Source organism: Nocardioides sp. (assembly GCF_035697785.1).
In the GTDB taxonomy this organism is placed as follows: Bacteria; Actinomycetota; Actinomycetes; order Propionibacteriales; family Nocardioidaceae; genus Nocardioides_B.
Window position 1 is genome coordinate 1 of sequence record NZ_DASSCL010000115.1, and the last position, 21,321, is coordinate 21,321.

A 21,321-nucleotide genomic window follows, 5' to 3' on the forward strand; every position below is an offset into this window, starting at 1 on the left:
GGGTCATCTGAGTTGACCGTCACCATGAGGCCACGCTCCAGCATCGTTGCAACGGGGTGGGAGCCGATCTCGCTGACGACTTTCAGGCGGACATTCGAAAGCGGGCACACCGTGAGCGGGACTTGCTCTTCCGCGAGACGCCGGACGAGCTGGTCATCCTCGAGGCACCGGTTCCCGTGGTCGATTCGGCTGACGCCAAGAACGTCGAGCGCCTCCCAGATGTAGCTTGGCGGGCCCTCCTCGCCCGCGTGGGCGACACAGTGGAGGCCCTCGGCGTGAGCCCGATCGAACACCCTCGCGAACTTCGACGGCGGGTAGCCCACCTCGGCGGAGTCGAGGCCAATCCCGATGATCGGCACGCCGAGGGCCAGGACTGCCTCGAGCGTCTCCATGGCCGACGCTTCACTCTCGTCACGCAGGAAAGCCACGATGAGTCCGGTGCTAACGCCGCGGTTCCTCAACGACTCGGACAGCGCACTGGAGACGCCTTCCATGACCTCGCGCAGCGGAACGCTACGGGCCGTGTGGGCTTGGGGGTTGAGAAAGACCTCTGCGTGCCGGACACCCGCACCACGGGCGCGATCGAGGTACGCGGTCGTCATGTCTGAGAAGTCTTCGGCGGTCCGCAGGACGGCGACGTTGGCGTAGCAGAGGTCTAGAAAGGACTGCAGATCGGTGAAGGCATACCGAGATCTCAAGTCGTCGAGGTCTGCGTAGGGCAGATTGACCTCGTTCCGTTCGGCAATGGCGAAGATCGTTTCTGGCTCGAGAGTGCCCTCAAGGTGAAGATGCAACTCTGCGAGCGGCAACATGCAGAACTGCATATCACCTCCTTGGCCGGCTGGACTCGATCAGCCACGGCGTCCCAACCGCACTTGCCGAGATCGTCACCTTGCGCGACCACCCGAGGGGTCTCGACGTGGACGGTCGGTCGACTCGCCTCACCTCGAGTGACTAGCCTCGCGGCAGGACGGCGAGGGCGACCAGGAGGTACGTCGTGAAGGTGTCGGTGCTGACCCGGGAGTACCCGCCGGACGTCTACGGCGGTGCCGGTGTCCACGTGGACTTCCTGGTGCGCGAGCTCGAGAAGCTCGTCGACGTGGACGTGCAGTGCATGGGCGCCCCGCGCGCCGGCGCGACGGCGCACTCCGAGGACGACCCACGCCTGGCCGACGCGAACTCGGCACTGCGCATCCTGTCGGCAGACCTGTCCATGACAGCGGCGGTCAGCCGGTCCGATCTCGTGCACGCGCACACGTGGTACGCGGCCATGGCCGGTCACTGGGCGAAGCTGTTGTACGACGTACCGCACGTCATCACCGCACACTCACTGGAGCCGCAACGGCCCTGGAAGGCCGAGCAGCTCGGTGGCGGCTACCAGCTGTCCTCGTGGGCCGAGCGGACCGCCATGGAGGGTGCCGACGCGGTCGTCGCCGTGAGCAAGGGCATGCGCGAGGACGTCCTCGCGTCGTACCCGGTCATCGACCCCGCCCGCGTGCACGTGATCTCCAACGGCATCGACGCGGACTTCTACCGCCCCGACCCTGGCACGGACGTGCTCGAGCGGCTCGATGTGGACCTCGATCGTCCCTACGTGGCCTTCGTCGGCCGCATCACGCGCCAGAAGGGAGTGCCGCACCTGCTTCGCGCCGGGCTCCGGCTCGACCCGGCGGTCCAGCTCGTGCTCCTCGCCGGCGCCGCCGACACCCCTGAGCTCAAGGCGGAGACGGACACCGCGATCGAGGACCTGCGGGCGTCCCGGGACGGCGTCTTCGTGGTGTCCGAGATGCTGCCGCGCGAGGACGTCCGGCAGGTGCTGACGCACGCGCTCGCCTTCTGCTGCCCGTCGGTGTACGAGCCGTTGGGCATCGTCAACCTCGAGGCGATGGCGTGCGAGACCGCGGTGGTCGCGAGTGCGGTGGGCGGCATCCCGGAGGTCGTCGACGACGGCGCGACCGGGCTGCTCGTCGACTACACGCCCGACGACGCCACTGGGTTCGAGGAGCGGTTCGCCGACGCGGTCAACCGGCTCGCCGCCGAACCGGCCGAGGCGGAGCGGATGGGAAAGGCCGGTCGGGCACGGGCCGTCGGTGAGTTCGGCTGGGACGCGGTCGCGGCCCGCACGGTGGAGCTGTACCGCTCGCTGCTCTGAGCTGCTACTCGGCCCGGTGCGAGCGTGGCCGGCTGCGCTGCTCGGGCACCTCTCGACGCGCGACGCGGACCTCTTCCTGGTGGGCGAAGATCTCCTCGAGCGGGGAGAACGACTCGGCGTACTCCTCGTCGTTCCACAGCGGCACCTCGGCCGCGACGGCCCGCTGCGGCGGGACGGGAGGAGCCGGCGGCTTGCGGAGCTCCTCGACCGGCGGCGCCGCCTCCACGAGGGCGGGGTCGACGCTCAGCGTCAGGGTGACCCGCGGCCACCAACGATTGCGGTCCTCGCGCGCGACCACCACTGCCTCGGGGGGCAGCACCTCCGCGGCGAAGCTCACGACGGCGTCGTACGACGCGCCGGTGACACGCCAGGTGGGCGCATGCCCCGACATCTCGATACGCCGGGGGATCGCCTCGAGGACTTCCAGGATGCCTTGCCCGAGCGGCATGGTGTCTCCCTCTCCCTAGGTAACGGCACCCTAGGGGATCGTTGCTCACCGGTGGCAGGTCGGCCCCGGCGTTTTGGACATCGGTCCAGCCCGGCCGCTACGACACCTGCAACTGCCGCCGGCCGAGCGCGCTGCCGGGCACGTCCGGCAGGCCGAGCAGGCCGGTGACGACGTTGGCCACCTCGGCGTTGCGGACCGGCTGGCTGCCGTCGTACGACGAGCGCGCCCGACCGGGTCGCGTCCGGCGGTCTTCGTTGAGCGCGTAGAGGTCGGCGCCACGGGCGACGCCCGGACCCCACACGACGAACGGCACGGTGAAGTCGGCGGCCCGCGTGGCATCGGAGTGGCTTCCACCCAGGCCGCCATGATCGGCGGTGAGCACGACGGCGACCTGATCGCGCAGGTCGCCGTCGGCGCTGACGGCGGACAGGATCCGGCCGATCTGCCGGTCCGCGGCGCGCACCCCGTCGAGGTACGCCGAGGACATGAAGCCCGAGGCGTGCCCGGCGGCGTCGGGCTCGGCGAGGTGCACGAAGCTCAGGTCGTCCGGGACGCTGCCGAGCCTGGAGACCAGCCGGGACACGTTGTCAGGCTCGGTGTCGAGCCGGTAGCGGTCGATCTTGTCGCGACCGTCGTCCGCACCGGTCCGGTCCCGGCTGCCGTGGGCGGCGTCCCAGCTGCGGTCGATCAGGTCGAGCTTGTCCTTGCTCGAGTAGAGCGCCGTGCTGCCACCGTGGTCGTGGACCACGTCGAAGACGCTCGCGACATAGCGACCTGCGGACGCGTGCACCGTGCTGCCGTTGTCCTCGTTGACGGTGACACCGTGTCCGTCCGGGCCGAGGATCGGGCGCCCGGTGACCATCCCGGTGTGGTTGGGCAGGGTGCGGGTCAGCTCGCGCTCGGTGCGCGCGTTCAGGGTGCCCGCACCCTGGGCGAGCAGGCGGTGCAGTGCGGGCGCACCGGAGGGGCCCAGCCGCCGGATCGCGTCCGGGTTGAGCCCGTCCACCGAGATCGCGATCACGTGCTCGACCACCCGGGCCGTGCGCACCTCGGTCGCCGGTGCGTCGGAGGCGCCCGCGAGCGTGGAGGCCTCGGGATCGTCGGACGGTCCGGGGCAGCCGGCCAGCATCACGACGGCGAGTGCGGCAGCGACGACGGTCGGTCGGGTCAGGGGCATGGTGCCTCCAGGGTGGCACGCCGGGGTCACCGGTCGGCGGCGACCGGTTCCGTCATGACCAGGTGATGGTCAGCGGATCTCGCGCTCGGTCTTCTCGGTCACCACCGAGTGCGTGGGCCCATGGGGATCCTTCGGCGCCTCCACCCGCTTCACCCGCTCCTCGCGAACGCGGCCGTGGCGCGCGTGTGCGATGACGGCGGCGCCGGCGATCATCAGGATCAGGCCGACCACCTGGATGTCGATGCCGGGGAGCTCCTTGCGGATCGCGAACGTGAAGATCGCGCCGACGACCACCAATGCCACGCCTGGTCCCACGTCCAGCTCCCTGTGCCGGGTCCGAGCCGCCGCTCGCTGACGAGACTCACCGTGCCCGATGCGCAGCGAGCGAAACCTGGGCCCGTACGCCGCGGCGGGTCAGTCGGCGACGGCCCGCAGCTTCGCGGGCGACGCCCCCTCGAGCTGAGCCAGCTGCTCGGTGAAGTGCACGCGAAGGCGGTTGCGGTTCTCGCTCTCCTGTTGGCGCAGCGTCTCGATCTTCCCCTCGAGCTCGCGCCGCACGTCGGCGATCTCGGTCAGCACCTTGTTGCGGTGCTGGTCCAGCTCCACGGCCGCGCGCTCGGTCTCGACGCGGCTGGCGGCGAGCAGCTGCTCGGACTCGACCCGGGCCGCGTTCACCATCGAGTCGGCGGCGACCCGGGCCTCGGCGACGAGCTGGTCGGCGTTGACGGCGGCCCGCTCGAGCAGCCGAGCGGCGTACACCGAGGTCTCGCGCCTGTTGCCGTCGGACCGCTCGCCGTCCCCGTGGTCGGCGGGGGAGAAGCTCGGCTCGGGGCACTCGTGGCGGTCGACCTCGGCCAGCCGCACGCGGACGGCCGCCAGCTCCTCCTGCATCTCGCTGATCACGCGGTCGCGGAGGCTGAGCGCCTCGACCACCTCGATGCGGAACTCGTCAACCTCCGCGATCTCGTACCCCTCACGCAGCCGGGTCGTGGTGAAGGTCTTGTCTGCAACGTCGTCGCTTCTCAGCATGGTCCCCCCAGTTCGAGTGCGGTTCGGTGCATCTCAGTGTGCTCGTTCACCCTCGATCGCGAAGGGAAATGCGAAATTCGTCCGATTCGGTGGTTTCGCATGACGGGCGGCCGGGCCGGGTATGCATGCAAGGTGAACGGACTGCGCTCGTGACGGCCGCCATCGTCTACCTGATCCTCGGTGCGTCGCTGCTGCTCGCGGTCGCCCTGCCGCGGTTGCTGCACCGCCAGGCCGTCTCGGCGCCCCTGGTGCTGGTGGCGGTGGGCGCGGTCATCGGGCTCCTCCCCTTGCCCGGCGACTTCTCTCCCTCGCCGGTGGACAACCGGGCCTTCGTGGAGCACCTCACAGAGTTCACCGTCCTCGTCGCGCTGATGGGTGTCGGCCTGGCCCTCGACCGCCCGTTGGTCCTCCGCCGGTGGTCGACCTGGCGCCAGTGGGGCGTCACCTGGCGACTGCTCGGCATCGTGATGCCGCTGTGCATCCTCGGCACGGCGCTGCTGGGCTGGTGGGTAATGGGGCTCGCCCCGGCCGCTGCCCTGCTGCTCGGCGCCGCGCTCGCTCCCACCGACCCGGTCCTGGCCTCCGACGTCCAGGTCGGCGGTCCGACACCCCTGGAGACCGACGAGGAGGAGCACGACGACCTTGACGAGGACGACGAGGTCCGGTTCGCTCTCACCTCCGAGGCAGGACTCAACGACGGTCTGGCCTTCCCGTTCGTGTACGCAGCGGTGTTCCTTGCCTCGGTCGGCGGGGTGACCGAGTGGGGCCTGCGATGGCTGGCCTGGGAGCTGGTTGGCAAGGTGGCGCTCGGGGTCCTGGTCGGGGCGCTGCTCGGCTGGGGCCTCGGCAAGGTCGCGTTTCGCTCGCCCGCCCCGTCGCTGCGGCTGGCCGAGACCGGTGAGCCGTTGCTGGCGCTCGCCGCCGTCCTGACGTCGTACGGCGTGGCCGAGATCGTGGGCGGTTACGGGTTCCTGGCGGTCTTCGCCTGCGCGCTGGCCCTGCGCTCAGCCGAGCGCGGCCACGACTACCACGTGCACATGCACCAGGTCGTCGAGCGGCTGGAGCGGCTGTTCACCCTGATCGTGCTGCTGCTGCTCGGGGTGTCCTTGACCAACGGGCTTCTCGAGCACCTCTCATGGCGAGGCGTGCTCGTGGGCGTCGTGCTGGTGCTGCTGCTGCGTCCGCTGGCCGGCATCGTCGCCCTCGGCGGGGCATCGGCCGACCGTCGCGAGCGGCTCGCCATTGCCTTCTTCGGGGTCCGCGGAGTCGGGTCGTTGTACTACCTGGCCTACGCCACGGGCATGGCCGAGTTCGGCCGCGTGGACGAGCTGTGGGCGACGGTCGGGTTCGCCGTCGTCCTGTCCGTCGTGGTGCACGGGGTCGCGGCCACGCCGGTGATGGGCTGGCTCGACCGGGTCCGCGACGTCCGACGCGAGGGCGCAGCCACCACCTGACTCGGAGCCAGTGTCGGTGACGAGTTCGGGCCTGTTCGCACCGATTTGACGTCGGTGCGAGACGATCGGTTCATGGATCAGTGGAGGGCTGGAGCCGGGCTGCGCTGGATGCGCGCCGCGGTGCTCGCTGCCTCCGGCGTGCTCGGCGGCTCGCTGTTCCACGTGGCCGCCGACGGCGGGCTCCCCGGCCCGCCGGGCCTGCTCGCCATCTGGGTGGTCTCCACCGTGGCCGTGGCACCGCTGCTGGGCGCCGAGCTCGGCCCGTATCGCGTCGTCGCGCTGCTGGTGGCGTGGCAGGCGGGGGTCCACGCAATTTTGGGAGTGCTCGCTGACCGGGGTCCCGGCGTTCAGGCCGTCGCCTCGACCTCCACCGCCACGACCGGCGGCCACCACGCCACGCACGCCGCCCTCATCGAGGCCCCGGGAGCGATGGACGTGGTCCTCGCGACGATGATCGGCCACGCCCCGATGGCACTGGGACACGCGGCGGCCGCGGCCCTTGCCGGGCTCTGGCTCGCCGCCGGAGAGCGCGCCCTGTGGTCGCTGCTCGCGCTGTCGCATCAGCGGGTGTGCGTCCCGGCCGGCGCCAGGCTGCGGAGCTGGTTCTGGCTGCCCGGCGACGCCCCTCTCCCGCTTCGCACGCGTGCGGTCCGGGAAACCGCCGACGTGCCCCCGGCTCGACTCCCGGTCCGGTTGCTGGCGGGCTGCTTGGGCCGCCGCGGACCGCCCGTCTTCTGCTGATCGTGCCCATCGGCGTCCACAGCCGCCCTGTCTGGGCGGCTGCCGCCCCGGTCTCTCGCACTCCAAGGAACGGGTGACTCGCGTGCCGCCCTTCCGGGCGCACGCCGCCCGGCCCTGGGTGCATCACATCGACAGCAGGAGAACCCATGCGTAGTAGAGCAGCGACCGCTGCAGCCGGTGCGAGCCTTGCGATGCTGGTCGCCGGCTGCGCGGCGACCCCCGCCGCGGCGCCCGCAGGCACGGCGAACCCGGACACGAGTACGTCGCAGCCAGCCGGTGGCGGCGCACCCGTGGAGGTCACGGTCCAAGGCGCGACCGTGACGCCGAACGGGAAGCGCGTCGAGGCGACCGTCGGTGAGCCGGTCACCGTCCGCGTCACCGCGGACCGAGCCGGTGAGCTGCACGTGCACGCGACGCCGGAACAGACCTTGCCGTTCGACACGGGCCGCACCACCGTCCAGATCACGATCGACCAGCCCGGCGTCGTCGACGTCGAGGAGCACAAAGCCGACCTGGTGGTCCTGCAGCTGCAGGTCAGCTGACCACCTCCGAACCTCGAGAAGGACACAGACATGACCACAGCCATCCAGTCAGCGCCTCCCGGGCGCCCGCGTCGTACGCTCCGTCTCACCTCCGCGGGACTGGCCGGCGTCGTCGCCTCGATCGTGACGGCCACGGCCGCGCAGGCCCACGTGACGGTGCAGCCCGGGGAGGTCGAGGGTGGTGGCTTCTCCGTGATCTCGTTCCGGGTCCCCAACGAGCGTGATGACGCGGGTACGACGCGGCTCCGGGTGACCCTGCCCGCGGACCAGCCGCTGGGCTCGGTGCGGACCACGCCGGTCCCGGGGTGGGAGATCAGCACCAAGACCCGTCAGCTCGACCAGCCCATCGAGCTGTTCGGGGAGGAGCTGGACACGGTGGTCTCCCAGATCACCTGGAAGGCCACCGGCGACGGCATCCAGCCGGGGCAGTACGTCGACTTCGACGTCAACCTCGGTCCGCTGCCCGAGTCCGGCGAACTGCTCTTCCAGGCCCAGCAGACCTACTCCAGCGGCGAGCGGGTGGACTGGAACCAGGTCGCCATCGGCGACGCCGCTGAGCCGGAGCACCCGGCCCCTGTGCTGTCGGTGACGCCCGCGGCCGCCGAGGGCGGCACGGCCGACCCTGCCGCCACCTCGACCGGTGACGACGGCGACGCGTCCGAGGGGGCGGACGACACCGTCAACGAGGCGGCCGCGGACGCGGACCCGTCCAGCCAGGCCCTGCCGCTGACGCTGTCGGGGCTGGCGCTGGCGCTCTCGCTGGTCGCGGTCGGTCTCGCCTGGAGCCGGCGGCGCGGCTGATCGTGAGCCGTAGCGAGACGCCGTTCCGCGCCGGGGCCGGCACATCCCCGCCCGGCAGGTCCCGTCGAAACCGGCGGGGCCTGCTGGCAGGGCTTCTGCTCGCCTGGATCGGCCTGCTCGGGGCGGCGCAGCTGGCCGCAGCCGGAGCCGCCGCCGCCCATGCGGAGCTGGTCTCCACCACACCGGCGGACGGTGCCCAGCTTGCCGCCGCCCCGGCGGAGGTGGAGCTGAGGTTCACCGAGGCGGTCCGGCTCGTCGACGGCGGGCTCAGGTTGCTCGACGACTCCGGTGCCGAGGTTGGCACCGAGGACCCCACCGCCGACGGCGACACCGTGCGGTGGACCATGCCGGCCGAGCTCCCGGACGGGCGCTACCTGGCGAACTGGCGGGTGGTCTCGGCCGACGGTCACCCGGTGGCCGGTGCGTTTGCCTTCGGGGTCGGTGTCGCCGCCGAAGCGGTCGGCGCGGACAGCAGTCCCGAGAGGGTGGCCCCGTGGCCGGTGTTGGTCGCCAAGTTCGGCGGTTACCTCGGCTTCGTGGTGGCCGCCGGTGCGGTCACCGTCGCCGTACTCTGCTGGCCGGAGGCCCGCGACGATCGTCGTCTGCACGCCCTCCTCCGCGGCGGGCTGTTGGTCGCAGCGGCGTCGACGCTGGCGAGCCTGCTCCTGCAGGGGCCCTACACGGTCGGGCAGCCACTCACCGACCTGGTCGACAGGACCTTGCTCGCCGAGGCCGCGGGCTCGCCCTTCGGCGCCTGGACGCAGGCCCGGCTCTACGTGCTCCTGGCGGCCACCGCCGTGCTCTGGCCCGTGGACGCGTTGACCTCGCGGATGCACCAGGTGCTCGCCGTCGCCGCGCTCGTGCTGGTCGCTGTGACCTTCACCGGCACCGGTCACGCCGCGCCCGACGGGCTGATGGCCCGCGCCGTCGATTCGGCGCACGTCGTCGCGGCCGGTGTGTGGGTCGGCGGGCTGGCTGTGCTGGCGGTGACCAGCGTCGCCGACGGTCCGCGGCCGCCGGCCACCGCGTTCGCTGCCTTCTCCCGGCTTGCCCTTGGCGCGGTGCTCGTCCTGGTCGGCACCGGTGCCGTCAACGGCGTCCTGCGGCTGGCGTCCTGGTCACAGCTGTGGTCCACGGACTACGGCCGGGTTCTCCTCGCCAAGCTCGCCCTCGTCACCGTCGCACTCGTGGCGGCCGGCGGCTCCCGCCGGCACGTGCAGGAGCACCGCTCCGCGATCGGCACCGTCCGGATCGAGGCACTCGTCACCGTCGCCGTGGTCGTCGTCACCGCCGCACTGTCCACGATCCCGCCGCCCGCCAATACCGGGGGCGCCGTCACGCAGCCAAGCGTCGAGGTGGTCACACTGGACCTGGCCGAGGGGCGCGCCGCCGAGCTGCACGTCGACCCGGCAGGCACCGGGGGCAGCGCCCTCCACCTCGAGCTCCGCAACGGGACCGGCGCACCGCTGCGGGCACGAACGGTCGAGTTGCGCGCCGTCCTTCCCGAGCAGGACCTCGGACCCCTCGAGGTCCCGCTGTTCGGCAGGGGTTCTGTCTGGGAGGGCGACTTCGCGTTCCCGTTCGCGGGGGAGTGGCAGCTCACACTGACGGTCGCGAACCCGTCGCTGGGCGGACTGGTGACGACCGGCAACCTGGCGATCCGCTAGCAGCGACGACCTCGCGGCGTCGGGCCGGCGATGACTTTCCGGCCTAGCCGAGCGAGTCGGGCAGACCGAATCGGCGGTGAAGATCGTCGTCCAGGAAGCGGGCGATCCCGACGACTCGTGTCGCTGACGGGTTCGGGACGAGGACCAGGAGTCCACGTGCCCGGTTCTCGAGATAGCAGCCGAACGCCGGGTGTCCGCCGGCCCGGGTCGGGAGCAGCGTGTAACCGCCACCGGGTCGCCCCGCGGCACTGGCCCGCAGGAAGGCCGCTATCGCTGGCGGTCCGTCGTACCGCTCCGTGGCCGGCGGCATCGTCAGCCACGCCTCATCCGTGAGCAGCGCGACGACCCTCTCGACGTCATCGGCCTCGTAGGCGCTGGCAAACTCTCGAGCCAGCTTCGCTTCCGCTCCGGCATCCGTCGCTGGAGCCGCCGCGGGCATCGCCGCCCGGGCCCGTTGCAGCAGGCCTTTGACCGCGGTCGGCGCCACGTCGAGCATCTCGGCGACCTCGGCGAGGCGGAAGCCGAGCACGTCGCAGAGAACGAGTGCTGCCGTCTGCCGTGGCGGCAGTGTCTGCAGCGCCGCCACGAAAGCGAGCTCGACGCCTTCGCGGGCCAACGACCGAACCGACGGCTCGTCGGCCCCGAGCAACGCGTCGGGGTAGGGCTGCAGCCACGGGACCTCGAACCGGGCGGAGGGGGTCGGTGGCTCGAAGGGTGGTGCCGGAGCCGGAGGCGGACGGCGTCGACCATCGCGGATCGCGTTGAGGCTTCGGGTGGTGGCGATGCGGTAGAGCCACGTCCGCACCGACGACCGCCCCGCGAAGGCGTGCAGACCTCGCCAGGCCGCCAACAGCGTCTCCTGCACCAGGTCATCGGCGTCGTCGAGAGAGCCGAGCATCCGGTAACAGTGCACGTGCAACTCGCGCCGGTGCGGCTCGACCAACGCCTCGAACGCCCGCTCATCTCCCGCACGGGCGGCCGGAAGCTCGGAGGCGACCACGCCCGAATCTTCACAGATCCGGGCCGGAGGTCGCCGCGGACCGTTCCGATTCGCGATGTCTAGGTGTCTGTCCATAGGTCAGACCACGACCGAGAGGAACTGCCTTGAGTGCCCTGTCACAGCCGATCGAGATCGCTCTTGCCTACCACCACGCCTGGACCGCCGGCGAGATGGACCTGGCCCTGAGGTTCGTCGCCGAGGACGTCGTGTGCGACGCCCCGCCCGGCCGGTTGACCGGGAAGGGGACGTTGCGCGCGTTCATGGAGCCCTTCGCTGCAACGCTCACCTCTTCCGAGGTGCTCGCGGCGTACGGCGACGAGAGTGGCGCGGTGATCATGTACGACACCGCAAGTCCTGCCGTCGCCAGCGCTCCGGCCGCCGAGCTGTACGACGTGCGCGACGGTCACATCACCAAGGTGCGGATCGTCTTCGACCGCCTTCCGTTCGCGCTTGCCCGTGGCGAGGTCGTGCCGCGCACGCAGTGAGCGCCGACCACGTCCTGGTCAACGGACGGCGTAGCGCACGTGGGTGGCGTACGGCGAGCTCCAGGTGCCGAGCACTTCGAGGTCGAGGTCCTGCTCGAATCCCTCGAAGAGCCGTTTCCCGCCTCCCAGCACTACGGGCGCCGTCGAGATCGCGAGCTCGTCGACCACACCCGCCGTGAGCCCTTGGCGAATCAGGTCGGCACCACCGCCGAGCGAGACGGCGCCGTCACCGGCGAGCTCGCGCGCCTTCGTCAGGGCGGTGTCGAAGCCGTCGATGAACAAGAAGCCGGTGCTCGGGTCGGGCTGGTCCTGCGTGCGGTGGGTCAGCACGATCAACGTGCCGGGGAACGGGTTGGTGCCACCCCACGCGCCCGCGGCGTCGTACATATTGCGTCCGACGATCCCGCAGCCCAGCCCCTCGGTGAGCGCCTCGAAGTACTCCCGGTCCGCGCCCTGCATGCCGTCGGTGTCTCGGCCGTCGTCGGCATACGTCCACGGCCCTCCCATCACCCAGTAGTGGAGACGCTCGCCTCCGATGCCGAGGCCGTGCTCCGGCCCGTCCTGCGGTCCCACAATGTAGCCGTCGACCGAGGTGGTGATGGCTGCGATGACCTTGCCCATGGTTCCTCCTGTGCTTGGGTACGGCGGATCAGACCGTCGCGCGCGCCCAAAGTCATCGGTCCAGCCGAGCCGTTCGGCCAAGGGCGGAGTGCCGTCGCCTTAGGATTGACGTCCCGAGTGAAGGAGTCGCACGTGAACCTGGAGAAGGTGGTCTTCGGCTTCTTCGTGCTCCTGGCAGCAACCCTGAACTTCGGCTTCTTCATCGGTGATCTCGGTGATCCGGAGATGCACAGCATCTATGAGCTGTTCGCGGCCGTTGTCGTGAACCTTGTGGCGACCGTTCTGAAGTTCGGTGACCGGACCCAGATCGGTGCGGTCCATCTCGCCACGAGCCTGGTGGCGAGCCTCCAGCTCATCGCCGCGGCGATCGTCTGGACCTACGCGGCCAACGTGCTGTCAGACGGTGTCCTGTCGGCTGAGCAGACGGCGACGGTGGTGTCCCTGTCTGGCGGCGCACTGTTCGCGAACGTGGTCTCCGTGACGTTGCTCGTGGTCGAGACCGTCTCGTTCCATCGCCGTTAGGGGACGACGTGTCCCCCAGCCCCTTGCCGGATTTTCGAAGCGAGATCGCGTCTCCGGCCGTGTTCCTGGTTCTGCGCAGGATGCGCACGCCCCTGATAGTCCTCATCCTCATCTTCGCTGTCAGCGTCCTCGGGTTGTCGTTGATACCGGGACAGGATGCGAGCGGCCAGCCGCATCGACTGGGCCTGTTCGACGCCTTCTACTTCATGAGCTACACGGCGACGACGATCGGCTTCGGGGAGCTCCCCTACGCCTTCTCCGCTGCTCAGCGGATGTGGGTGACGCTGAGCATCTTTCTGTCCGTCATCGGTTGGGCCTACGCCATCGGCTCCCTTCTCTCCCTGATGAGGGACCGTGGGTTCCGGCGGGCGCTTGCACGACGGAGCTTCATCCGTTCGGTGAGCCGGATCACTGAGCCGTTCCTTCTGTTGGTCGGCTACGGCAACGCCTCGAGGATGCTGGCTCGCTCGCTCGATGACATGGGACGCAGGTTCGTGGTCATCGACAGGCAGGACTCGAGGGTCTCCGCAGTCGAACTCGACTCCTACCGAGCAGACACCCCTGCTCTGCTCGGCGATGCCCGCGACACCGGGTTGTTGGTGCTGGCCGGCCTGGGACACAGGACCTGCGAGGGAGTCGTGGCGCTCTCCGGTGACGACGAGACCAATCTGGACGTCGTCGTCACCACCTCTCTGCTGCGTCCTGACCTCCCCGTGATCGCGCGCTCGAACTCTCGCGCCGTGGGGGACCGGATGCGCGCCTTCGACGCCCAGGAGGTGGTCAACCCGCTTGATCGCTTCGGCGACCACCTGCGCATCCTGCTGCGCTCTGCTGCCGCCTATCAGCTGATGATCTGGCTGACGAGCGCGCCCGGCACCGAGATGCCGGTGCGGGGAGAACGACCCCGCAAGGGTCGATGGGTGGTGTGCGGGTCCGGGCAGTTCGGCGAAGAGCTGAGCGCGGACCTGCGCGCCGAGGGCCTGGACGTCACGGTGGTCCATGTGAGCGGCGGACGGGTGCTGGCCGGGGAGGGCGACAGCGCCCACGTGGTCGAGAGCGGCCACGTTGCCGATGCCGTCGCGTTCGTGGCCGCCACCGAGAGCGACACGACCAACCTGTGGCTGATCGACGCGGGACGAGCCGCCAACCCGGACGCGTTCATCGTGGCGCTCCAGAACCGCCGGGCCAATGCTTCGCTCTATGCCGCCATCGGGGTGGACTTCGGGCTGTTTCCTGCTGAGGTCATCGCTCACGAGACCTTGGCGCGCCTCGCCAACCCGGTGCTCATGCGGTTCCTGCCGCAGGTGCCCCATCAGGGTGACGACTGGGCGTGCGCCCTGTTGGACAGACTCGTCGAGCGATGCGGTATGGGCACCCCGGACATGTGGGTGATCCGCCTCGACGACGCCAGCGGTCCGGCGCTGAGGCCTCGGCTCGACGAGGGCGGCGTGCGACTGGATGACTTGTTGCGGAGCCCCTCGGATCGAGATGACGTCTTGGACATCGTCCCGCTGCTGCTGATCCGTGGCGGCGAGCACGTCCTCACGCCTTCAGGCGAGACGTTGTTGAACGCCGGCGACCAGCTCCTGTTGGCAGGTCGTCTTCACGCTCGAGCCGCTCTCGACCTCACGATGTCGGACGTGCCCACCGCGTCGTACGTCCTCGACGGCCGACGACTGTCGTCCAGCTGGCTGTGGCAAAGGCTCGGGTAGCCGACCGCGCGGTCAGCTCACGCCGACAAGCGCACTCCGTGCAGCGTGGTGGATCGTGTCGGCGACCACGTCCGGTTGAGTCAGGTAGGCCGCGTGGCTCGCCGCGACCTCGGTCACGGTCGCTCCGATCCGCTCGGCCATGTGGCGAAGCATGGCCAGGTCGAACGCCCGGTCCTCGGTGGCGATCACCGCCCAGCTCGGCTTCGTCTGCCATGCCGCCTGCTTCAGCGGGGTGGCGAAGACCGACATGTTGATCGGCACCTGGGAGTCCCGCAGGAAGGCTGCCTCCGCGCTGCCGGCGTCATGGGCGAAGCCGGCCTCGAACTTGTCCGGGTTGAGGAAGCCGTAGCCGTCTTCCCCGGTGTCGATGACGAAGTCCGGCGTCGCTGCGAATCCTTCGTACTGCTGCGACGTCGTCTCGCCCGCGTCGGGCGAGAGCGCAGAGACGTAGACCAGCCCGACTACACGGGGGTGAACCCCCGCCTCGGTGATCACGGTGCCGCCCCAGGAGTGACCGACCAGGATCGTGGGGCCGTCCTGCCGGTCGAGCACGCGCCGGGTCGCCGCGACGTCCTCCGCGAGTGACGTCAGCGGGTTCTGGACGATGCTGACTCGGTAGCCCTGGGCCGTGAGGCGTCCGTGCACGCCGCGCCAGCCGGAGCCGTCGGCGAACGCGCCGTGGACCAGCACGACGTTCCGCGCGGCCTGGTCGTCGGGGATCGGCTCCCTCGAGTACGTCGCGTTGCCGGAGTGGGCCTGCGTGTCCGCAGTCATGGCGAGCTTCCTTTCGTTGTCGTGGTCCCGTCCCCCGAACGTACGAAGAACGGCTTCGCCCGTCTTGAGTCAGATGACGCAATCGCGGGATCGGGACTCGGTCGCGGCGAGCCACCAGCCGTGCACAATCAGGCATGCCCCCGTCGACCCTTGTCGGACGAGACGAGGAGGTCGCCGTGCTGGGGGAGTTCGTGCGCGCGATGACGCAGCGCGGAGCGGCCACGGTCCTGCGGGGCGAGGCCGGCGTGGGCAAGTCCTCGCTGCTGGGTGTCGCAGCTCGACACGCGGCAGACGCAGGAAGGGCTGTGCTGCGGGTCACCGGCGTGGAGTCGGAGGCCCAGGTCCCGTTCTCGGGGCTGCACCGCCTGCTCAGGCCCGTCCTCCCAGGAGTCGATGCGCTCCCCAAACGGCAACGTGAGGCGCTGCTCTCGGCGTTCGGGATGGCGGAGCCTGCCGCCGAGTCGTACATGGTGAGCTACGCCGCCCTCGAGCTGATCGCCGAGCGTGCATCGGACGTGCCGGTGGTGCTCATCGTCGACGACGTCCAGTGGATGGACCCGCCCAGCGCCTCGGCGTTGGCCTTCCTGGCGCGACGGATCGAGTACGAACCGGTGGTCGCTCTCTTCGCGCTGAGGGAGGGATTCGAGTCGCCCCTCGCGGACGGCAGCATCCCCGAGCTCAACGTCCCGGCGCTCGACGACCAGCAATCGACGGAGATGCTGGATCGCCACGCCGCCCACCTGCCCGAGACCGCGCGCCACCAGATCCTCGAGCTGGCGGCCGGGAACCCACTGGCCCTGGTGGAGCTCTCCAAGGTCTGGTCGCCGACGGACGGCAGCGTCCTGACGCCCGGAGCGCTGACGAACCGGCTGGAGCGTGCCTTCGCGCGTCGCATCGAGGCCCTCGCGGACGATGTTGGCCGGGCAACGCTGGTCGCCGCCGCCAACGACACGGACGATCTGGCAGAGGTCGTCCGGGCCACGGAGGTCCTGACCGGGTCCACCCGAGGCGAGGACCTCCTGACGGCGGCGGTGGAGGGTGGGGTGTTGGTGATCGAGGATCCGAAGGTCCGCTTCCGGCATCCCCTCATCAGGTCGGCGTGCTGCCAGATCGCGCTGCCCTCCCAGCGGCGCGCCGCCCACGCGGTGCTCGCCGACGTGCTGTCCGCGTCCGCGGAGCGGCGGACCTGGCACCGGGCGGCATCGACCCTGGGCCCCGCGGACGACATCGCCGCCGACCTGGAGGCGGCGGCCGGCAGCGCCACCAAGCGAGGCTCGGCACAGGTCGCGGTAGCGGCGTTGGCTCGAGCGGCCGACCTGAGCGGGTCGGGGTCAGAGCGAGGGCGACGACTGACGGCAGCTGCCGAGCTCGCCTTCGACTCCGGAATGCACACGCAGGGCGTTGACCTCCTGCACCGGGCGGATGCCTCCGATCTCGCAGAAGAGGATCGGCTGCGCCTGTCGTGGCTGAAGGAGGCGTTCGGCGATCGAAGCTGGTCCGGAGCGACCAAGGTCCGCTCGCTCTGCCTCCTGGCGAGCCGGCTGGCCGAGCGAGGGCAGCTCGACCGGGCCTTGAAGATGCTGCTCAACGTGGCTCTGCGCTGCTGGTGGTCCAACCCGGACGACGACATCACCCGGACGGTGCTCGACACCGTCGAGGGGATCGGGGCCGACTCCCACGATCCGACGTTGATCACGGTCCTCGGGTACGGCGCCCCCCTCGAGCGGGGGCGGGTGGTCGCGGAGAGACTCGCCTCGTTCTCGCCCGAGTCCCTCGGACACCCGGGCGACGCCCTGAACCTCGGCACCGCCGCCACGGGTATCGGGGCCTTCCCGCTGGCGGCACCGCTGCTCGACAGCGCCGTCGCGCGCTTCCGGGCCCGGGGCGAGATGGCCGCGCTGCTCCAGGCTCTCGTCGCCCGCATGCTGACCGACTACCACCTCGGGCGGTGGGAAGCGGCGCGCGCCGCCGGCGAGGAGGTCCGCCAGCTCGCCGTCGACACCGCACAGCCGATCTGGGGAATGGCTGCCGCGGCCACGGAGGCGCTCGTCGCAGCGGCACAAGGCGACGAGCAAGGCGTCGACGTCCTGGGCAGGAAAGCGGAGGCGTTCTTCCTGCCGCTCGGCGCCACCACGTTCCTGGCGCCCGTCGAGATCGCGCGAGGCCTCTCCGCATTGGCGCGAGGACGTCACGAGGAGGCGCTCCACCATGTTCGACGCGTGTTCGATCCGGGCAAGCCCGGCGTACCACCGATACGCCTGCCACTGGGCAGCCCTCGACTACGTCGCGGCAGCAATGGCGCTGGACCACCGCGACGAGGCCCGGCAGGTCGTCAAGACGATGGAGCTGCTGTGGGACACGTCAGGATCTCCCTTGCTCGGTGCGTCGCTCCTTGTCACGCGACCGCTGGTTTCCGATGAGGGGGAGGCCGAGGCGCTGTACCAAGAGGGACTGGCGGGGGACCTGCTGTCCTGGCCGTTTCTCCACGCGCGGCACCTCCTGGCCTACGGCACCTGGTTGAGACGACACCGAAGGGCTCGCGACTCCCGTTACTTCCTCCGGTCGGGCCGGGACATCTTCGACGGCCTGGGTGCGGTCCCTTGGTACGAACAGGCGACCCGGGAGCTGCGCGCCTCGGGCGAGACCAGTCGCGAGCGAGAGCTGGGACCGGGTCATCAGCTGTCACCGCAGGAGCGTCACATCGCGCAGCTGGCCGCGACCGGCCTGACCAACCGCGAGATCGGCCAGCACCTGTACCTGTCGCACCGCACGGTCGGATCGCATCTGTACCGCATTTTCCCCAAGCTGGGCATCACGTCCCGAGGGCAGCTGAGCTCGGTCCTCCTCGGCGATTCCCTCGGTGACACCGCGAGCTGACTTCGTCGAGGCGCGGCCCGTAGCCCCGTGACAACGACGCGACGCGGATATGCGCGTCGAGGGGCGACTGTGCGATCGGAAAATACCGTCTGACCTGCGATTTCGCGTGGTGCCCCCGGCAGGATTCGAACCTGCGACGCACGGTTTAGGAAACCGACGCTCTATCCCCTGAGCTACGAGGGCGGAGCACGGCCGAGACCACGTTGCTACCGGCTGCGGTAGCTCGGGGGCCATGCCATGCCGCTGCGAAGCAGGGTAGACGAACCCGGGCCCGCTCACCTCGCCGGCTGGTCCGAGAGGGTCAGGCCTCCCCTGCAGCGCCGCCGAGAGCGCCGCGGCAGCCGCTACGAGGGCCTCCGCCTGCGGGCCGTCGACCGGCTCGCTCAGGGTGTGCTGGGTGCCGAGGACGGCCATCACGCCTGCCAACCGGACCGGTCGAAGACCGGCGCCGCGGCTCGCGGCCTCGGGGCGTTCGTGCGCATTCCCGACCACGGCCCGACCTGGGTCCAGCGTTGCCTCGACGCCGGCGCTCACGGGGTGATGGCGCCGCACGTCGACTCGGTCGAGCAGGCACGGGCCCTGCAGGTCGCCGCGCGGTTTCCGCCGCACGGCTCTCGGGGCTGCGGCCCCACGACTCGCGCCGGTGGTTGGGGGCTGGTGCCGCAGTCGGACTACCTCGCTGCCGAGTCGTCGGTGCTCGGGCAGGTGGATAGCGACAGCGGTGTCGAGGCCGCCGACCGGATGGCGAAGGGGCGTCTGGTCGACTCCCTGTTCGTCGGGCCCGCCGACCTCGGACTGTCCCTCGGTGTCGAGCCCGGCTCCGACGAGCTCCGGGCGCGGATCGACCGGGTCCGCGCGGTCGGCGCCGCCCGCGAGGACGCGCATGGCACCAAAGGGCAGGTTGTGCCTCTCGTGACGGAAGTAAAGGATGGCTAACGGCGGCTGCTCGTTGCCATCCACGGGAGGGGAAGTCATGTCACGTCGTCTGGTACCACTTGCACTCACGCTGGCGCTGGGGCTCGCCCCGGTCGTCGCGGTCACGACCGGAGCCACCGCCGGCCAGGCGGAGCGGCGCGCCGCGCCCTCTCGCACGGTCGACCTGCCTGACGGGTGGCAGCCGGAGGGCGTCACCACCGGCCGCCGCGGGAAGGTCTACTCCGGCTCCCTGGCCGACGGCTCGATCCTCCGGCTGAACCCACGCACCAACCGGACGGTCGTCCTGCCCGACAGCGCGGTCGGCAAGCCCAGTGTCGGACTCGACTACGACAAGCGTCGCCGCATCCTGTGGGTGGCCGGCGGACCCGAGGGCGAGATCCGCGCCGTCCGCCTCGGCACCGGCGAAGTGCTGCGCACCTACACGCTGCCGGCGGCCGCCAACGACCGCTTCGTCAACGACCTCGTCGTGACCAGTGGAGCGGTCTATGCCACCGACTCCGCCAACCAGGAGCTCGGCGTGGTCGAGCTCCCCGCCGGGCTGACCCTGCCCCCATCCGGAGCGGCGACGTTGCTGCCGCTCACCGGCGAGCTCGTCTACCAGGACGGCTTCAACGCCAACGGCATCGTCGAGTCCAACCGCGGCAACTGGCTGGTGCTGGTGCAGAGCAACACTGGTCGGCTGTTCCGGGTGAACGCAGCCACCGGAAGGACCCTGCAGATCGACCTCGACGGCCGCCGTGTCCGCAACGGTGACGGCCTGGAGGCGAAGGGCGACCTGCTGTACGTGGTCCGCAACGCCAACAACCGGATCGACGTCTACGACCTGAAGCGCAACGTGCGCTCGGGCGACCGGGTCAAGGTCATCCGCACGCCCGACTTCGACACGCCGACCACCGCAACCGTCGTCCGGCGCTCCCTGTGGGTGGCCAATGCGCGGTTCGGTGTCGACGACCCGGAGACGGCGTCGTACTGGCTGACCAGGGTGGACCGCTGAGGCCTGCGTCACTCGATTTTCGCTGCGGCGCTGCGTTCGGCATCATGGTGAGCGCGAACCTGGGTACATGACACCCCGTCACGACGAGATCCGTACCCTCCCCGCGGCCCGCCCTGGCGGTCCGCGGGCGCTCACCGCTGTCTACGAGCAGGACCTGCATGTCACACACACCTCGCCACCGCGATGAGGTGCACAAGCACCGCGTGCTGCGGGCCGTCGCCGTCTCCCTGGCCACGGTCCTGGTCGTCGCGCTCACGGCGGGGTTCTTCGCCTACCGGCACCTCGACGGCAACATCGACTCCCTGGACGTGGCCGAGGCACTGGGCACGGACCGGCCCGAGGAGATCATCCCCGAGGACGTCGAGCACAAGCCGCTCAACATCCTGCTGCTCGGCTCCGACACGCGTGAGGGCCAGACCGGCGGCATCGGGGGAGAGACTCCCGGCCTGTCCGACACCACGATCCTGCTCCACCTGTCCGGTGATCGTGACCGCGCCTACGGCGTCAGCATCCCGCGCGACCTGATGGTCCAGCGGCCGTCCTGTCTTCGCAAGGACGGCCAGGGCACCGACCCGGGTGGGCTCGACATGTTCAACGCGGCGTACGCCATCGGTGGCCCCGCCTGCACGATGAAGACCGTCGAGCAGATGTCGAACATCAAGCTCAACCACTTCGTCGTCGTGGACTTCAACGGCTTCAAGGCCATGGTCGACGCCCTCGACGGCGTGCCGGTCTGCGTGCCGCAGGAGGTCAACGACGACATCGGCAAGATCTACCTGCCGGCCGGCTCCTACGAGATGAGGGGCCAGCAGGCGCTCGGCTATGTGCGGCTGCGGCACGAGCTGTCGGAGAACGGCGACATCGGCCGGATGAAGCGGCAGCAGGCGTTCCTGGCGTCGATGGCCAACAAGGCGATCTCGGCCGGCACCCTGGTGAACCCGGTGCGGCTGTACAACTTCCTCGACGCCGCCACCAACTCGCTGACCACGGACCCCGGGTTGGCCAGCCTCAAGAAGCTCGGTGGGCTCGCCAAGCAGCTCAAGGACATCGGCCTGGAGCGGATCCAGTTCCTGAGCATCCCCTTCGAGACCTACGAGCCCGATCCGAACCGACTTGCCCTCGCGCCGGCCGCCGACAACATCTGGAGCAAGCTCCGGAAGGACGAACCGCTGAGTCGCCGACAGAGCCTGGGCATCACGACCGCGGCCCAGGACCCCGACGGCGACAAACCCCGCAAGTCCGGCGCCGGACCGTCACCGTCCGATGACGCCGATGCAGCCGCCCGTGCCCAGTCCGCCACCGAGAACGGGCTCTGCGCCTGACGCTGTCGCGGCGCGTCGTCCCGGGAAGACGTCCGCTGAGCGGACGGGTGGGCCGGAGATCTGCCGG

Annotated in this window: 22 protein-coding genes and 1 tRNA gene; 14 read left to right on the forward strand and 9 right to left on the reverse strand. The window is 70.4% G+C overall.

The window, feature by feature from the left end; all coding sequences use genetic code 11:
* On the reverse strand, positions 1-824 hold an 824-nt coding region (add, locus tag VFH10_RS12215), incomplete at its 3' end, for an adenosine deaminase (protein WP_325128885.1).
* A gap of 173 nt (positions 825-997) precedes the next feature.
* On the opposite strand from add, the gene glgA reads away from it, so the two are divergent.
* Positions 998-2,152, forward strand: a complete 1,155-nt coding sequence (glgA, locus tag VFH10_RS12220; RefSeq protein WP_325128887.1) for a glycogen synthase — start codon at positions 998-1,000, stop codon at positions 2,150-2,152.
* Positions 2,153-2,156: 4 nt separating this feature from the next.
* Here the strand turns inward: glgA and VFH10_RS12225 are convergent, their stop codons facing one another.
* The 4 genes from VFH10_RS12225 to VFH10_RS12240 form a co-directional block, all read right to left on the reverse strand.
* Positions 2,157-2,600 (reverse strand): hypothetical protein, encoded by a 444-nt coding sequence (locus tag VFH10_RS12225; RefSeq protein WP_325128889.1) that lies wholly within the window; start codon positions 2,598-2,600, stop codon positions 2,157-2,159.
* 97 nt (positions 2,601-2,697) lie between these two features.
* Positions 2,698-3,777, reverse strand: a complete 1,080-nt coding sequence (locus VFH10_RS12230; RefSeq protein WP_325128891.1) for an alkaline phosphatase family protein — start codon at positions 3,775-3,777, stop codon at positions 2,698-2,700.
* A 69-nt stretch (positions 3,778-3,846) separates the two neighbouring features.
* A complete protein-coding gene (locus tag VFH10_RS12235; RefSeq protein WP_325128892.1) occupies positions 3,847-4,092 on the reverse strand; it encodes a DUF6458 family protein in 246 nt (81 codons plus the stop codon).
* 99 nt (positions 4,093-4,191) lie between these two features.
* Positions 4,192-4,806: a DivIVA domain-containing protein gene (locus VFH10_RS12240; protein ID WP_325128895.1), complete on the reverse strand. Its 615-nt coding sequence runs from the start codon at positions 4,804-4,806 to the stop codon at positions 4,192-4,194.
* Positions 4,807-4,955: 149 nt separating this feature from the next.
* Here VFH10_RS12240 and VFH10_RS12245 point away from each other — a divergent pair, with 149 nt between their 5' ends.
* From VFH10_RS12245 to VFH10_RS12265, 5 genes are all read left to right on the forward strand, one after another.
* A complete protein-coding gene (locus VFH10_RS12245; RefSeq protein ID WP_325128897.1) occupies positions 4,956-6,260 on the forward strand; it encodes a cation:proton antiporter in 1,305 nt (434 codons plus the stop codon).
* A 72-nt stretch (positions 6,261-6,332) separates the two neighbouring features.
* Positions 6,333-7,001 carry a hypothetical protein gene (locus VFH10_RS12250; RefSeq protein ID WP_325128899.1) on the forward strand — a complete coding sequence of 223 codons (669 nt, stop codon included), beginning with the start codon at positions 6,333-6,335 and terminating at the stop codon, positions 6,999-7,001.
* 146 nt (positions 7,002-7,147) lie between these two features.
* Positions 7,148-7,543 (forward strand): hypothetical protein, encoded by a 396-nt coding sequence (locus VFH10_RS12255; protein WP_325128901.1) that lies wholly within the window; start codon positions 7,148-7,150, stop codon positions 7,541-7,543.
* Between the two features lie 30 nt (positions 7,544-7,573).
* Positions 7,574-8,344 (forward strand): YcnI family protein, encoded by a 771-nt coding sequence (locus VFH10_RS12260; RefSeq protein WP_325128903.1) that lies wholly within the window; start codon positions 7,574-7,576, stop codon positions 8,342-8,344.
* Positions 8,345-8,346: 2 nt separating this feature from the next.
* The gene (locus VFH10_RS12265; RefSeq protein ID WP_325128904.1) at positions 8,347-10,011 is read left to right on the forward strand and encodes a copper resistance CopC/CopD family protein; all 1,665 of its coding nucleotides are present in this window, start codon (positions 8,347-8,349) and stop codon (positions 10,009-10,011) included.
* 43 nt (positions 10,012-10,054) lie between these two features.
* Here the strand turns inward: VFH10_RS12265 and VFH10_RS12270 are convergent, their stop codons facing one another.
* A complete protein-coding gene (locus tag VFH10_RS12270) occupies positions 10,055-11,011 on the reverse strand; it encodes an RNA polymerase subunit sigma-70 (RefSeq protein WP_325128906.1) in 957 nt (318 codons plus the stop codon).
* 104 nt (positions 11,012-11,115) lie between these two features.
* Here VFH10_RS12270 and VFH10_RS12275 point away from each other — a divergent pair, with 104 nt between their 5' ends.
* Entirely contained in the window at positions 11,116-11,496 is a 381-nt protein-coding gene (locus tag VFH10_RS12275; RefSeq protein WP_325128908.1) for a nuclear transport factor 2 family protein, read from the forward strand.
* 18 nt (positions 11,497-11,514) lie between these two features.
* Here the strand turns inward: VFH10_RS12275 and VFH10_RS12280 are convergent, their stop codons facing one another.
* Positions 11,515-12,117, reverse strand: a complete 603-nt coding sequence (locus tag VFH10_RS12280) for a dihydrofolate reductase family protein (protein ID WP_325128909.1) — start codon at positions 12,115-12,117, stop codon at positions 11,515-11,517.
* Between the two features lie 132 nt (positions 12,118-12,249).
* On the opposite strand from VFH10_RS12280, the gene VFH10_RS12285 reads away from it, so the two are divergent.
* On the forward strand, positions 12,250-12,639 hold the full coding sequence (locus tag VFH10_RS12285) for a DUF6394 family protein (RefSeq protein ID WP_325128911.1): 390 nt from the start codon (positions 12,250-12,252) through the stop codon (positions 12,637-12,639).
* Positions 12,640-12,647: 8 nt separating this feature from the next.
* Positions 12,648-14,351, forward strand: a complete 1,704-nt coding sequence (locus VFH10_RS12290; protein ID WP_325128913.1) for an NAD-binding protein — start codon at positions 12,648-12,650, stop codon at positions 14,349-14,351.
* 12 nt (positions 14,352-14,363) lie between these two features.
* Here VFH10_RS12290 and VFH10_RS12295 read toward each other — a convergent pair whose 3' ends face one another.
* Positions 14,364-15,125 (reverse strand): alpha/beta hydrolase, encoded by a 762-nt coding sequence (locus VFH10_RS12295; RefSeq protein WP_325128915.1) that lies wholly within the window; start codon positions 15,123-15,125, stop codon positions 14,364-14,366.
* Between the two features lie 134 nt (positions 15,126-15,259).
* On the opposite strand from VFH10_RS12295, the gene VFH10_RS12300 reads away from it, so the two are divergent.
* Positions 15,260-17,545 (forward strand): AAA family ATPase, encoded by a 2,286-nt coding sequence (locus VFH10_RS12300; RefSeq protein ID WP_325128917.1) that lies wholly within the window; start codon positions 15,260-15,262, stop codon positions 17,543-17,545.
* Positions 17,499-18,002 (forward strand): helix-turn-helix transcriptional regulator, encoded by a 504-nt coding sequence (locus VFH10_RS12305; protein WP_325128919.1) that lies wholly within the window; start codon positions 17,499-17,501, stop codon positions 18,000-18,002. The genes VFH10_RS12300 and VFH10_RS12305 overlap by 47 nt, the downstream gene beginning before the upstream one ends.
* A 107-nt stretch (positions 18,003-18,109) precedes the next feature.
* Here the strand turns inward: VFH10_RS12305 and VFH10_RS12310 are convergent.
* Positions 18,110-18,185, reverse strand: a tRNA-Arg gene (locus VFH10_RS12310).
* 54 nt (positions 18,186-18,239) lie between these two features.
* On the opposite strand from VFH10_RS12310, the gene VFH10_RS12315 reads away from it, so the two are divergent.
* The 3 genes from VFH10_RS12315 to VFH10_RS12325 all read left to right on the forward strand — a co-directional run bounded on the left by VFH10_RS12315 (position 18,240) and on the right by VFH10_RS12325 (position 21,254).
* Positions 18,240-18,938 (forward strand): aldolase/citrate lyase family protein, encoded by a 699-nt coding sequence (locus VFH10_RS12315; RefSeq protein WP_325128921.1) that lies wholly within the window; start codon positions 18,240-18,242, stop codon positions 18,936-18,938.
* 37 nt (positions 18,939-18,975) lie between these two features.
* Positions 18,976-19,932 (forward strand): hypothetical protein, encoded by a 957-nt coding sequence (locus tag VFH10_RS12320; protein WP_325128923.1) that lies wholly within the window; start codon positions 18,976-18,978, stop codon positions 19,930-19,932.
* Between the two features lie 158 nt (positions 19,933-20,090).
* Positions 20,091-21,254 (forward strand): LCP family protein, encoded by a 1,164-nt coding sequence (locus VFH10_RS12325; RefSeq protein ID WP_325128925.1) that lies wholly within the window; start codon positions 20,091-20,093, stop codon positions 21,252-21,254.
* The last annotated feature ends 67 nt before the right edge of the window (positions 21,255-21,321 follow it).